Consider the following 14,324-nt stretch of genomic DNA (forward strand, 5'->3'; position numbering starts at 1 on the left):
TAAAAGTCGTGTGGTTAGGTGTTCTCGCACATATCGAGTTGCGGCTATTGCGCCCGGTTTTCTCGGGTATAGGTAATAGTGAAGGCCTTTACTTGTCTGAATTCTTGCCGGCTCGTTGCCAGGTCATACCAGTCATCATTAGACCTCTGGAAAATATCCAGCCCCCGGCCCAGGGTGATTCTCCAACCGGTATCGGTCGTAATCCATCTATCGTGACCTGTAGGATCGTGCACGACCCTCAGGTTGATTCCTTGATGCCTAGCAGAAGTCCAGATCTGTCGGAACATAGTTTGTTGCTGGATAAGGTATTTCTTGTCCTGGTCTGATGCGGTATACACTGTGACATCCAACTCCAGGGCAGGGTCTTTTGCGGAGGCAAGAAGAGCGAGAAGTTCTGCAAGATTGCGTCCCTGGTAAGGCTGGCGGATATAGGGGTCGTGGATCTCAATTTCGCTGGAACCACGTAGGTAGGGAAGGAGAATTTTTTCGAAAGATACGCCACGTTGATTTTCCGCAAAATCCCGATGGCCTTCGTAGAGCTCAGATTCTTTACGAATATGGGTGGATTCGGAAGTTACTTCGGGCAGATGCGATACCTCTTCAGGTTCTTCGTCTGCTCTCCCGTTATAGTATGCCGGATACTCTTCCTCTTCCAATGTCGTGACGGCGTGCCATTGGTTGCGGGGGCCTGTGTATCCAAATTTCACCGCAGGCATGGTGGCGTCAATCCGTAAAATTTGGTCTTTGACGCGTTTGCGTCCCTCGATTGCGAACTGGAGGAGTTCCTCAATTTCTTCCGCTGTCGCTGCACCGGTCGGGTGGATAATCTTCATCAGGCCGGAAAATGTCTTGTGGATTCCGTCGCGATCACGTGTTGAAATATCGGAGCCGAGGGTGAAGTATTGCTGGTATTTATCGGAAAAATCGGTGTTGCGCATGAATCGCAACACTTCGGCAAGATAGTCGACAACGAAGCCATACCCTTGCGAGAACATCTCGCCACGGATCGTATCCACTTCCCATCCCGGAAGGTAGCAGTGCAGGCGGTCTAAGTAGGCTGAGTCGTGGTACGCTGCCGGAAGTTCGTCGAAAAGATCGGTGTTCTTAAGCATATAAGGGACGGTATGGCTAGTGTTGCCTACAAAAGCCATAGACGCTTCTGCTCCGAGTGTCTGCACGCCGCGAGAGAAGGATTTGTTAGCCATGTAGTTTTTCATGATGTCAACGAGTGCCTTGTCGGTGCGTTTTTGCGCGCCGGCGAATTCGTCGAATGCTACTACGTCCCAGTAGCCGACTAATCCAATTTTTCCGCTGCTGTTGTTGACGAATAGCTTGGCAACAGTTACTTCTCCGCCCGAAATCAACATGCCATGTGGCGAAAATTCCGAGTATATATGGGATTTTCCAGTCCCTTTGGGGCCGAGCTCAATGAGGTTGTAGTTGCGTTCAACGAACGGTACAAGCCGAGTGAGTTGAAGGAGTTTAGCGCGGTATCCGAATAGCTCGGGATCGAACCCTATTGACTGGATGAGCAGGTTGATCCATTCTTCGGTGGTGAACTGGGCTCGTGCGGCAAGGTAGCCGTCAAAGTCAAATCTGGAAAGCTGGATCGCCTTGAGAGAGCCGAGGAGCCAGGGAACGTCCTTATAGTTGTCGGTATATAAGTACTCCATATCGCAGATGCACCACACCCCACCCACGAGTAGTTTTTCATTTGCTTTGACCGTCTCGGGGCTGATGCGCACTCCCCGAATGCCAAGATTTTCGAATGCCGCTTCGTAGGTATCGGTTTTTTCGTTGAGAGTGACGCTTACGCGGTCGATAATGCGGTGGCGGCCCTTCTCCCGAATCGTCGACTTGATTAGCTCGGCTTCATTCCTGTGAACGTAATGGGTTGCTAGAATTTTACGAACCGCATCGATGCCCGCTTGGATGGTGGCTTCGTCATCAGTTGCCGCGTACTGAGCGAGCAGGTACTCAAGCACATAGGTTGGTACAATCGCGTTGCCTTTTACCGCTTTAACTAGATCTTTGCGAACAACGACTCCGGGAAACGCCGTATTGATCTTTTTATCAAGATCAATATGTAGCGACACGCTCTGCTCGCGAGACTCAGGAACGGTCACATCCCCAGCGAGAAAATCATCAGCACTCATCGTTTCTCCTAAAAATCAAAATCCATTGTAAAAGACCGCTGGAGTGTATACGGTGCACTCGCGTACAGGCGCCACTGAGTGGTATGGGGAATTCGTTCTTCCAAACGGAATTGGACGGTTGCCGCATTGAACTGATCTGCATCTTGAGTGAGAAGAATATTGGCGCTTTGATAGCGATCCCTAACATCGGGTGATGTCTGATCGAAGAGGAGCTCTTGTCTGCTCGAGATCAGTACGTCGCCCGCATAGATAGCCGCCCGCAGTGTACGAGGTTTGATCTTGTCGGTAACGGCTTCGGCTTGCAATAGCTGTACCACTACCTGGCCAGTTGTGATCTTATTTGTTTCAGGGAGGATTTTGACTTCGACCTCTCGGGTATCACTCGCGCGTTTCTTATTGATGGCGAGAACTGGTACAACGATTTCCTGGAGACTGGCACCCCCGTGAACATATAGTTCGCCTGAGCCTTTTCTCCGGAGCCGATGGATAGATTTAGGGATAAGGAATTCTAGGTCCCCTTGTACTCCGATTTGCGAAGCTGTGAGCTTCTTGAAGGAGTCATCCTCTTTAAGCCCGTGGCCAATAACGAATCTACGATTTTTCACGAGGAGGTTATCTCCGTGAGGATCATTGGAGAGGAAGCCGCTATCGTCAAGTGGTTTGTACTGGTATAAAAATCCGTGGTCGGCAGTAACAAAGAAATTTGTAGCGTTACCGCTGGTTAGCTTCGTAACGAGCATCGCGAGTTCGTCAATAGTTGCCTCGGTTTCCTCAAAAACAGTATGTTCTGATACCTTATCGTCCCCTGCTTTGTCAATTCGGTTGTGGTAAACATAAATAAACTGATGTTGTTTATGTAACTCGCGTAGTTCTCCAGTTTTCATGCGAAAGACATCTTCAGCTTGGATCGCGGTGCCATTCACAGTGTTAAGGATTTTGGCGCGGTTGATGGTTCCGTCGGACCGCTGGTCGTCAACAAGAACCGTTTTCGCATCTGTAGAGTAGGACAATTCGTGATTGGGCAGTAGTGCCGCCATACCAAGTTGGGTATAACTAGGTAGAACACCTAGCATCGCAGTGAGTTCAGCCGTATAGCCATCTTCTTGGCGGATGCGGGAGCCAAGCTCTTCTGCGATCTCATATCTGAGTGCGTCGGAAATAATTATGACTGCCTTCTTTGCCCCGTTTTTCGTGAGAGCGCGAACATATTTTTCATAGAAATCTTTTTGGAAGCTCAGCTCTTTACTCTGCCACCTGTCAGCGGAATCAACGTGCTTTTGCCATTGCATGCCCAGCTCAAATAGATACCGGTTGACATAGTAGTTATCTACTTCGTCGCGAAGCCCGGTGATCGCACCTCCAACGGAAGCTACGCGTGCGGAGCGATGAAATTGGCGATATAATTGGTCAATTTTAAACCAGGTGTCCTGATATTTTGCGAGGGCTGTATCGAAGGAGTCTGCCGTGAAATCTCCTGCTGCGATAAGGGCAAGAAGTTGACTTGCTGCGGAGATTGCCGTGTAGTTTTCCTTGTATTCATCAAACCAAAAACCAGTTTTACGTGCCTGGACTATATCTGCCACTTCGCGGGGCGTTATCGTTCGTTCGGCAACGCGGTAGGCCATTGTCTGAACTATTTTCTTTTCGACGGCATCGTATAGGTCACATGAGACTAGCTCAGAAAGATCAGCATCTGCGGTTCTCTCGGCAATGTTCAGGTCAGTTTCGGCCCGCTTCGCAAGGACGTGCATAGCCTTAGAGCTTCTCCGGTCGTTCCGGAAGCTCATAAAATCGAGTTCCGCATTTCGCAACCGGGTAGTGCCGTCGCGGAAATCCGTAGCGGCCTTGCGGAACAGCCAGAGAATGAAATCATCGATGCTGGGTTGGGTGCTATCGTAACCGTAAATCTTCTTTGCACCTACCCAGTGGAAGTTCGCCAATCCATATTTTTCGAGCAGTGCGTATTTCTCGTTGCTTCCCTGTGCGTTCTCGATGAGAAGGGTTCGAGTGAGCTCCATGAGGGAGTACTCTTTTTGCTTAAAAAGCGCTGCGCACATTTTGGCTTGCAACTGTTCCGGACTGTCCGCGGGGTCAACCAGATCTTTGAGTCTCCGCATCCGGTCTTTTGCCTGGAAAAACTCCTCATGTTCGGCAATCGTGATCATCGTATCGTTGTTCGTTAAGCCGAGTTCCTGCCGAAGCAGCGCGCTTCGATCCGCGGTGAAGATACCGTAAGCTAGCTCTAGATCCAGGAGGAGATTGTCGCGATCTGCCGGAACTTCGCCCTGGCGGTAAATGAGGAACCTCTGTTCCGGGCACTTCCGGAGAATCTGCCTCTTAATGCCGAACTCATTGTTGTCGATGTGCAGCACTGCAACATCTGAGAGCCCTACGCTATCGAGTTCGCTCGCGTAATAGCCATCGGCATCATGCCAGAAAACGAGGCGCTGGGTGTCAAAGAGTTTCTTCAAGTATGGAAGCACTGTTTCAATGGAGCTCATGAGTATCTTTCCTTCAAGCAGGTGCTGTGGCTAGAAAACTTTGTTAGGTATGCGATCACGGCGGTTACAGACCCTTGACTTTCCTCAGCGCTTTTCCGAATTTGGCATAGTTGACTTTCACTCCATCGTCCAGGTCAATCTTTAGTTGCTTCGAAGCTAGAGGATAGAGGACATCGTGCTCATACGCATCCAACTCGACAAGAATCTTACGGATCCGTTCGATTTCTTTCGGAGCGGTAGCTTGTTGGCGGGGAGTTCCAGCACCTGCGGCGATTCTTTCAAGGTTATGCTGGCTTGCCTCAAGCTTTGCCTGGTAGTCACGCAGGTATTCGCTCAATACGGTTCCGGCTGTGGAGGGCGTGTAGCGGTGCATATAGATTAGCGCATTGAACGATCCCTTCGGACTCGAGAACATCCAGTAGATGGGGCGTTTCTGGTAGCGTGCCACATGATCATCATAGAAGGGGGATGAGCCCTTTGATGTCACGAAGTAATCACGCAATGTCGCGACACCGAGGCAGTTCTCAAGGAAACGTACGTTCTCCGTAAGATCTTTTTCACCGAAGGCTACGCGAAGAAAATCGCGAAGCTTGGCGACGATATCGTCTTCAAACCAGTCGCCGTCAACAATCGGGAACACGTTATCCGTGTCGGGAGCGTAGGTAGGCGCGGAGACTCTTGCGAAGTAGTCGTCAAGAGTTGCTCCCTGGTCCGCTAAGAGCAACCCGGGAACATCAAGACTGTAGCGTCCAAACATGCACCCCACGGCATAGGAAATAAGCTCCTTTGCGAGACCCTCATATTCGTTCTTTGTGTATTCGGTATCTGTTTTACCTTCGCCGTACCGGAATTCCACGTTTCTTTTCAAGGAGATGCGGTGCAGCGGGACTTGGATCGGTACTTCGTCCTGTAGTCCGCAAGCTTCAGCAATGATTCGATTGTTTTCGATTTCACGGGATTGCTGATCGCGGGCGTTTTCTTTGTATGCGTCAGATAGAGAGCGGAAACGTTCGGCGAGCGTGGTGCCGGGAGTGTCTAGCGCTTCGGGACGCTTGAAATCCCACGAGGTTTCGTAAGAGTCCCAATCTGATTCGCTAGTTCGGATCAGGTATTTTGTGACATCGTATTGATGTTCGTTGTTAGGGACAGTCGGAAGGGGGACTTTACCAAGATATCCGGGGTGCAAGTTTATGGTGGGGTTGAGCGCATCAAGTATCATATCGGCGACCGAAGAGTTCAATAATGACAGATGCGAAAGATTGCTATTTGATTGGCAAAGTCCAGCGGCTGCGTCAAACAAGCAACCTTGTGGAACCATTCTGAACGACTGCTGTCCGGAAGTGATTACGGTCCACGCTATACCTTCTCGAAATATCCTATCGAGGTTGAAATTCGTAGCCCGCACTCGCGTTCGATCTGCCGTGAGCGTATTCTGTAATGCGTACCCGTCATTTTGCCAATTAACTACCGTTTCAAGATTTCCGGCCCATTTACGGAAATTTCCCCCTTTGGCATAAGGGAACCATTTGCAAGTTGATTCTAAAGCGGATTTTCTGTCATTAAAATTAAAACCGATCAGCTTAAAACTGATCTCCCACCAGTATCTAACAAAAGTATCGTTATCCGCGGTCACCATGCCTTTTGCGGATCGGGAACGCGTTGATAACGCGGGATATATTTCGAACATGTCGACCATTTTTGGGCTGAGCCAGTACGCAATCACCGACCCTGGAAGCTTCCTGAAAGTGCTAGCCGGAACAGTGAAGCGTCGTACCGAAGATTTTCCGGGCAGTGTATTTACGGCTCCCCTGAGATATTTTGCCTTTATGCTTTCATTTGAGCCGTCGATAAGCCTCACATATACCGCAGGTAAGGTGGCCTTCCTTTCAGCCTCGAGGACAAAAGCCGTTGCTGAAACAACTTCACCGCTGATCGAATCAAACGCCCGTGCTCCTAGATGCGCCATAGAAATAGGTGGATGATTACACAAGACCTTGTTACGTAGTTTCTCGAAAGAGCTTAAAAACATCCAGGATTGCATGGTGACCATGGCGCTAAGCCCGTTGCTCGGTATAGTCAGGGCTGAGCAACGCTCGATGAACATCGCGAAGAGGTCTGACTTGCTGTCGGGATAGTATTTCTTGGCGAAGCTGGAAAGTTCGGTGCACATGCTACGGGAACCCATGTATGGTGGATTCGCCACAACAACTGCATACTTTCGGGCCAGGTAGGTGGCTTGTTCAATAACCCGATCTGCCTTGGTGAGGATTTGCTGGGCGAATAGATCCGTTGCCGTACCGGAACTCTGTTGCTTCTTGTGGAGAACGCTGATACGTGCTGCAGCATGCTCCAATAAGCCGGCATCCGGCTGTAGGAGCGATCCGAATATATCGGCTTGGGAGAAGGTTTGCCAGAACGTCACTTCGTGCTTATCTAGCACTTCACCGGACTGGCTAATAGTTGCCAGCTCTGCGTCGTCGAACGAAATCTTCTCAAGGTTACAAATATTGGGGTGCACCTTGTGCTTGAAGAACGTTCGCTGGCGTGCACGTGCTTTCATTGTCAGAGCGAAGGCAGCCAAATCGGCCGCCCGCTTATCAATATCGACACCAAAAAGATTATGTTCGAGGATCAAACTCGGGATCTCAGCAGGAGGGTAACCTTCCTCCTCGTAGATGGCATAGAGCAGATCGAAGGCGTACGTGAGCATATGAGCAGAGCCGCACGCAGGATCGATCACGGTCAACTCCTCGGGCGTGGATATCCGTAAGAAATCCGTTTCTGGCGTGTCCGGGGCGATATAGTAATCCATCCGCTCAGCAAGGTTCGAGTCTGGGTGGTTGAGCATCCACAATCTGCCAACTGAATTCTCTACCAGATAACGCACAATCCAATGCGGGGTGAACAGCTGTGTAGCTGCGGGGATCTCCGCAGCGCCAGCTTTCTTATTGGCCTTGAATCCCGCAAACACCTCGTCTTTACGTTCAGAAATATAGAACTGATACAGCCACCCAATCACCTCGACATCTTGACAGACATCCGGGGATAGGGTCGTAACCATGCGACTGAGAATAGAATCAGCCGCAAGTAAATTCGAAGGTATGAGTAGCTCGGTATAATCCCCGGCTGTCTCAAACATAAAAGGCATATACGTGTGCCAGTAACGGCAGTAGGCGGCCAAAAGCAATGCATAAGCTTCATTTTGGGGATCGCTGCTGAGGATAGACCCATCGAGAAGTCCGGTCACCCTCGCAATGGTTGCAGGCGGAACAATGTCAGGATCAAAACTGAGCTGCTTGGCATCCGCAAGAATTTCTGGCTGTCCGCCGGGCTGATTCAGCGCAGGCGACACAACGCCCGCCCGGGTGTATCCGTTGGCATCCATGAAACGGAGAGCCACGATGCGGTTAAACCAGGTATACGCAACGTGTTCAATCACAGTATCGCGCCCCAGGCTCGCGATGTCACTTTCGGTAGCTTCCACTGCTTTCTTGCTTTCCGCGCGATGAGGCGAGGTCGGAGCTAAGATCGCAGAGATACGCGAGTCAACCTGCGCGATTAGCTCTTTGCGTGCCCAGGTGGCGAGATTTTTCAGGGGTGCCGTTTCCACAAGATCTCCTACAGTAAAATATGCTTACCGCTGCGAATCATTTCGAGAAGCGCTTCGCGCAGGTTCGTGAGATAGTTTTCCACATCGGCCTCAGATTCCAACAACGCTTGCGAACGCGTCATCTTGACGTCTTTAATCGATATCGTTTGCGTCGCGGGCTTTTCCGTAGGCAGAGGCTTGGTACCGGAAGAACTATCTTCAGATACTTGGAGTGCCGAAGATGGCTGTGCCTTCCGCAATGTATCGATGAGACGCGGCAGGGTTTCTTGTTCGAATGCCTCGAAAATTTGAGCCACGGAGTCAATCTGGGTTTGGGAATCTAGCTGATTGGATCGTGTTGAGAATGCGTGCTCCACAGATTCGCGAGCTCCTTCTAGCGCAGATTGATAAATCGGCATCTTACGGATCCCCGCGAGTCGGGCCTCCAGCTTTTCCTTAAATTCAGAGAGAGATTCCTGAAGTTTTACAGATATATCGAGCTGCAGCTTTTCCGTAGCCCGTTTGAGGCTACTCATCTTATTTCCCCGGAAACAATCGGGGTCTGCTAATATGCTCTCAATGGAGTTGACGATGCTCTTGTCGATATGGCGTAGGTTTCCAACGTTTTCGTTAAGTACTCTCCGGGCTGTGTTAAAGATTGCAAGCGGTTGACCGTTGACGAAACCCAGGATTGGAGTAAGGGTATTATCTTTGAGTTCAAGTAGCTCATCAGTATCCTTAAACTGGGTGAGGTACCAATCGTTGCTTTTTACTGCCACGCTACTGATCTTGCGGATTGCATCATCAAGCGCGGGAACAAAAGGCAGATCGGGAACCCTAATCTTGATCTTCTGCAGTTCCGCCACTTTTTCCTTCAGCCTTCGTGACGTTTCAGAAGCAAGTTCTTGCACATCGCTAGGGATGGTGCTCGCGTCGAAGAATTCGCTGAAGAAACGCTTCACATTAGCGACTTGACGCGTGTCGTACGCCTTGGGAAGGGCGACAATAACGTGTGCACGGCGTTGTGTATTGAGGAGGACATTCGCTGTTTCAGACATCTTCAGCCTATTGGAATCAAGACTGAGAGAGAGGCGACCTCGGCTTACAAGCCAAGCCGTAATGGCGGCGATGGACGTGTCATCCCATCCGTAGGGTTTGTCTTGGAACGTGTCAAATATGCCCTTGAGCGTAACTCGCTCGCTCTTGGCCTCATGACGTTTAACGAATGCGGTCACGTCGGCAGCAGGGGTAGCAAGGACTGACTGCTCGCTACCCAGTTCTAGGTCCTCGGCCCCAGCATTAAGCAGTGCATGGACTTCTTTCTCGGTATACATACGCCCGCCTAAAAGGGGGAGCTGGTGATAGGTAGCTGCAATGACCTTTTGGAAGCCCTCCTCGATTTTTACCGAAGGGACAATGCTTGACGTATCTACTACGCTACCGTTATAGACCAATGAAGCTGCACCGATGGCGCGGCCGAGCCGTTCGACTAGTTCCTTTTCGCGCTCGCTATCGAGGGTAGCTTTACCCTGCAGGATACGTTGCTGGCTGGGTGTTGTGGAACTTGCCTGCTTGAGGCGAATGAACTTTTTTGTTTTGAGGGATAACGTCAAATCACTCATGAGGCGTTCATCGGGTTGGAGGACCACGCGCAACTCGTCCCTGTTGAAAGACTGTGCAGTGATCTCTTGCAGGCTGTAACCATTCGCTGGGGTAATAAAATGCAAAGTCAGAGCGTGTTGCTTAGTCATTGCTTGGTCATCAAGACGCCACCCAAAGGAAAAATCTTGCCCATTTTTCGCATAACGAATCTTCTTTTTATCAATGATCTCGCTCGATAGCATAGTGAAAATCTGATCAGAGACTTCCTGATCGTCTATATCAACGTTTTTGATCTCGGTTTCAATTTCCTGTTCTTCGTTTGTGAGATACTCGTAGGCCTCACCATTGCGGATCACGTATGTTTGAGCTTCAAGTTGGTGCAAGGATTGCTCGACCTTTTTTGTAAGCTCAGTGATATCGCTAGCGAAGCTGTCAAAGAGCAAGACGCTAAGGTTCCGGGCCGTGGCGCGGAAATCGTCTACGTACTTGACCAGGAATAGTGCCTTCAAAAGGCGAACCCCTAAGGGGTCGTTCAAGTTATTTTCGGCAACAGAAATGGAACGTTTAGCTGCGGACACCACTGTTGAACTAATGCCGGTAAACATCGAATCAAACGGCGCTAACGCGGGTAGGGTGCTTTCACCGAGATCTTTAACTACTGCTTGCACAACGCCAAGCATCGAGCGTTCTCCAACGGAAGTGTGCCTGCCCTCGAAAACGTTGTGGTCGGAGAGTGTCTCTATTGCCTTTTGGAAGAGCGGAAATTGGTAAGGAACAAAGGGATAGGTTGCGGTGAAATGGGACTTCCCTTCATAGTTACGGTACTTTCTTGCACCGTCCGCAAAATCGAAAAGCGTACGGAAGTTATCTCGTTCCTTCTCGTACAAGCTTTCAAGGAGATGCGTACCCGGATTGTTCTTGTTCAGCAGCCGCTTTTGAATAACCTCTTCGACATCCGCACTGTTCAGTTTCACTCGAGTGGCGAATCGAGCCTGAATCTTTGAGAAATCATTGCTTTGTGACTTGGTACGATCTCCGATGACCTTATCGATATCCTCTTGACTGGTCACGAAGATCCATGAGCGGCCACCGCATTTGGTGTTGAGTGACTCTGCGATGGTTTGCAGGTTGAGCATCAATTTGGCATTGGAGCCAATGAATTGGCCCACCTCGTCAACGAAAAAATTAAGGCGGTAGCCCGATTGTTGCCTATCCAGCCAGGCTTTCACTGATTCAGCGAAATCTTCGATAGATACTGAATAGTTATTTTCATAGGTTTTCAATATGTCACTCACGGTGGATGGATCTAAGCGGTTCACACGCGCGTAGGCTTCATCGACTTGTTTAGCTACCGTGGGAAAAGCGTAACGAGTGCGGCGCTCTTCCCAGTCGCGGCCGGAGATTTCTTTGAAGGCTTCTTTGAAGCTCTCAAACTGTCCTTCCTCATCCAGGTTGCTTTCGAAGCGTGCAACATGCCCGACCGTTCCGCAGTAGCCACGGGCTTCATCGAAGACCTTAACGAATACTTCGAGCAAAGGGCCGCTCTGATCTTTTTCGATTAACGTAGCCTTCTGATCGATATTGAACAGAATGCTGGTAGCTGGAATTGTTGCGGACTTAGTGATGGAAGCGGTTAACAAGGCATTGTCAGCAGCCTTCTCTCTGAAACTGCTGACCACTTTCTCGCGGGGGAAATCTTGCCCGGAAACATCGCCCAGGAGATGGGCGAGCATCTTCAGTAAGTGCGACTTGCCCGAGCCGAAGAAACCCGAAATCCATACACCGTTCGAGTTCGTGTAGTTATTGTACTCTTCAAGGAGGGTGCTGACGCTCTGTGCCGCCTCGGATGTCAGAACATATTCCTCAACCTCAATATCCAAATTGGCTGCATCGTCTGCCTTGACAACGCCTTCAATCGGGCGTGCGATATCTTTCGCGAAAAGTTCGTTTACCTTCATGGCGCCTATACCTCCTGGTCTCGGATATCTTTAGCCCGGTAGTAGCGATCATCGTACATCCTGTCGAAAAGCACGAGCGACGAACCCAATGAATCTGATTGTTGGTAACGCCCTGGGAAAAACATGAGCAAAGGCTTGTTCGGAATAACTGATTGCAGGTTATTTAAGACATTGTGGGAACGGATAAAAGGGAACACTTCTCCAACTCCCGTTAAGAAAACGATATTTGACTCGTCATTTTCAAGGCGTCGGGCGATTTCCGGCGCGAGGCAGTCTTGCGGGCTCAATATTGCTTTGAGCATCTCTTTAAAATCGCGCTTAGGAAGGGAAGGCTCTATATCGAGAATTTCTTCTAGATCGCCGCTAGCTTCGAAGATATCAAGAGCAAGATCGAAGAGGTTGATTTCTGTAACCGATATGCCACTCTCGGTTAGCTTGTTTTTAATACGCTTGATCGCTTCCGAAACCTCAATGGCGTATTCAGGTGCATACGGGTAGATGAAAAAAGGGAGCTCGTTAGCTAAGCCCTCCATCTTTAAGAATCGGTCGCTGCGCAGCACGTTGAAGATATGCTCTTCCTGCTCCGCCAACAGCGCAACGGTCATTGCACAGCCTCCATTGATCTATCGGGGAAGAAACGAATGTCCTCCGGATAATGTGTTGCGAAAAGTGCTCGGATGGGATCTGTCAACAGGGCTTGCTGGATTTGCCCGTTCATTAAGAGCGCTGCTTGCGACATCATGCGGAAAAGATTGGAGCGGAGTTTATGGACGGTAGATTCCTTAAGTTGCGATAGTTCAGGGTGCCAAAGGGCTTTAGCGGAAACAAAGGTATCAAAATGCGAATAATCGAGCTCAGGTGTGAGAAGAAGGAAACGGTCTCGAACAACTTCTTCCGCAAACTCGGCGATAAATCCGTGAGCTCGGCAGGCGGCTAGCCACATCAGGAGAGACTTTTCAGATGGTGCAGCTGCCGCGAAAAACCTAAGTTCGTTGAGATCAAGTCTACGGAGCCGTTTAAGAGTTTCCCGAATCAGGCGCTGCGCCGAGGCTCGAGAACTCGCTTGAAACAGGTTCTCGTCGAGAATCTGTTCGCGGGTGGCAGCCCAGCTATTAGTACTGAGATACACCGGAGCGGCAATGCCAGCCTCTCTGAGTAGAAGATCGCCGACAGTAAAAGACAAGTCGTAGCGCGCGGCGCCATCCGTAAATGTCAAGCCCTGCTCCCTCCTTGCTTGCAGCGATGTTTAGTCTTATCAGCGGCGAAAGGTGGCGAGATAACGCGTCCCGTCGACAAGCTGATACTCCTACCATCTTAGTGTGGGATTCACTCCTCTTATGCGTGAATTTTCTTGGAGGCAGGCGCCGTCTCATCTGAACGGTTCGGATGCCGTTGGGCTAGGTAGGCGCTGAAGAAGACCGCGAAGGCGACGAGCCAGAGCCAGGCCAGGGCGGAGTACCAGTTGAGGCCGCCGAAGAGCGTGATGCGGGGCAGCTCGGTCGCGATGATGAACGAAATGCCGAAGAAAGCACCGTAGACGGCATCCAAGACATAGCCCCACGGGCTCCGCACGCCACGCGCTCGGCGCAGCGCTGCCGCGGCCTTGGTGAGAAGCACGCTCGCCGCCAGGTACACGAGGGTAGAAGTCCAGAACATCCACATCTCCACCTCCGGATCACCGGTGGCCCAGAACAGGAGTATCGCCGCAGCCAATCCGGCAACGACCACGATGAGCAAAGTAGCGCCCTTGCGGTAGCGGCACGCCCTCTCGGCGGATTTTTCACGGTTCTTGGGTGCGTGTGTGGAATCTGCAGATGCGTGCCTGGAGCTTGCGGGTGCTTGCGCAGAATCGGCCGGTGCTTGCGTGGTGTCTGTGGCCGGCTGCTTGGGTTCTTGTGTGACATCCTCGTTCATAGGATAATTATGGCCGATATTCAAGGGTGAAGGGGAATGATCTATGGCAGACGCACCGCAGCATCGGCAGCTAAGCAGGAAAATCCCCATTGGCAAGGTTCTTAGCTTTCTGATTATCCTCCTGGTCGGCTTCGGGCTTGCCCTGTTGGTGGTTTTCCTTGCTGGCCGGCATTCCTTCCCGCTATGGAGCTTCGTCGTCGTACTTATTCTTTTTAGCATCGCCAGTTTCTACATGACGCGCGCGGTGGGGCGAACGCCGCGGCGCTTCGGGTACCTCCTCGACGCCGGCTACGGAATCATTGCCGGGCTGTCCTTCCTGGTGTTTCAGTACGCGTACGAATCGATTCGGTGGCCGTCGTTCCTGCTGGTGGTGTGGATGCTGGTGACCTCGATGGGGTGCAGCGCGTATATCGACAAGCGGCACCCGGCGCCGCGGGGTGGTGCGGGTTCAGAAGAGAAATGATTGATATGTGAAGACCGGCCCTGACCCACTCGCGAGGCGGATGGGCGGGCCGGTTCTGGTGGCTAAACCTGACTTGGCTCATTTTGGCGTGATGTGATTCATATTGACGTTGTGGCCTGGGGTTTTGTCTCGTTGGTGGGT

Annotated in this window: 8 protein-coding genes; 1 reads left to right on the forward strand and 7 read right to left on the reverse strand. The window is 50.8% G+C overall.

All coding sequences use genetic code 11. From position 1 onward, the window contains the following. Positions 1 to 44: 44 nt before the first annotated feature. The 7 genes from brxL to QP305_RS06905 form a co-directional block, all read right to left on the reverse strand. Positions 45 to 2,156 (reverse strand): BREX system Lon protease-like protein BrxL, encoded by a 2,112-nt coding sequence (brxL, locus tag QP305_RS06875; RefSeq protein WP_284904680.1) that lies wholly within the window; start codon positions 2,154 to 2,156, stop codon positions 45 to 47. 8 nt (positions 2,157 to 2,164) lie between these two features. Then, a complete protein-coding gene (gene pglZ, locus QP305_RS06880) occupies positions 2,165 to 4,657 on the reverse strand; it encodes a BREX-1 system phosphatase PglZ type A (protein WP_284904681.1) in 2,493 nt (830 codons plus the stop codon). Between the two features lie 64 nt (positions 4,658 to 4,721). Beyond that, the gene (pglX, locus tag QP305_RS06885; protein ID WP_284904682.1) at positions 4,722 to 8,267 is read right to left on the reverse strand and encodes a BREX-1 system adenine-specific DNA-methyltransferase PglX; all 3,546 of its coding nucleotides are present in this window, start codon (positions 8,265 to 8,267) and stop codon (positions 4,722 to 4,724) included. Positions 8,268 to 8,275: 8 nt separating this feature from the next. Then, positions 8,276 to 11,806 carry a BREX system P-loop protein BrxC gene (gene brxC, locus QP305_RS06890; protein ID WP_284904683.1) on the reverse strand — a complete coding sequence of 1,177 codons (3,531 nt, stop codon included), beginning with the start codon at positions 11,804 to 11,806 and terminating at the stop codon, positions 8,276 to 8,278. A gap of 5 nt (positions 11,807 to 11,811) precedes the next feature. Further along, a complete protein-coding gene (locus tag QP305_RS06895) occupies positions 11,812 to 12,411 on the reverse strand; it encodes a DUF1788 domain-containing protein (RefSeq protein ID WP_284904684.1) in 600 nt (199 codons plus the stop codon). After that, the gene (locus QP305_RS06900) at positions 12,408 to 13,022 is read right to left on the reverse strand and encodes a DUF1819 family protein (protein ID WP_284904685.1); all 615 of its coding nucleotides are present in this window, start codon (positions 13,020 to 13,022) and stop codon (positions 12,408 to 12,410) included. The genes QP305_RS06895 and QP305_RS06900 overlap by 4 nt, the downstream gene beginning before the upstream one ends. A gap of 119 nt (positions 13,023 to 13,141) precedes the next feature. Then, entirely contained in the window at positions 13,142 to 13,720 is a 579-nt protein-coding gene (locus QP305_RS06905; protein WP_284904686.1) for a hypothetical protein, read from the reverse strand. Positions 13,721 to 13,763: 43 nt separating this feature from the next. Here QP305_RS06905 and QP305_RS06910 point away from each other — a divergent pair, with 43 nt between their 5' ends. Then, the gene (locus tag QP305_RS06910; RefSeq protein WP_284904687.1) at positions 13,764 to 14,183 is read left to right on the forward strand and encodes a hypothetical protein; all 420 of its coding nucleotides are present in this window, start codon (positions 13,764 to 13,766) and stop codon (positions 14,181 to 14,183) included. Positions 14,184 to 14,324: the final 141 nt, after the last annotated feature.

Source organism: Actinotignum timonense (assembly GCF_030216305.1).
GTDB classification, from domain to species: Bacteria; Actinomycetota; Actinomycetes; order Actinomycetales; family Actinomycetaceae; genus Actinotignum; species Actinotignum timonense_A.

What these genes read in the sequence shown, in the direction of transcription:
- brxL (WP_284904680.1), bottom strand. Translation starts at nt 2,156, where the DNA reads ATGAGTGCTGATGATTTTCTCGCTGGGGATGTGACCGTTCCTGAGTCT.
- pglZ (WP_284904681.1), bottom strand. Translation starts at nt 4,657, where the DNA reads ATGAGCTCCATTGAAACAGTGCTTCCATACTTGAAGAAACTCTTTGAC.
- brxC (WP_284904683.1), bottom strand. Translation starts at nt 11,806, where the DNA reads ATGAAGGTAAACGAACTTTTCGCGAAAGATATCGCACGCCCGATTGAA.
- QP305_RS06895 (WP_284904684.1), bottom strand. Translation starts at nt 12,411, where the DNA reads ATGACCGTTGCGCTGTTGGCGGAGCAGGAAGAGCATATCTTCAACGTG.
- QP305_RS06905 (WP_284904686.1), bottom strand. Translation starts at nt 13,720, where the DNA reads ATGAACGAGGATGTCACACAAGAACCCAAGCAGCCGGCCACAGACACC.
- QP305_RS06910 (WP_284904687.1), top strand. Translation starts at nt 13,764, where the DNA reads ATGGCAGACGCACCGCAGCATCGGCAGCTAAGCAGGAAAATCCCCATT.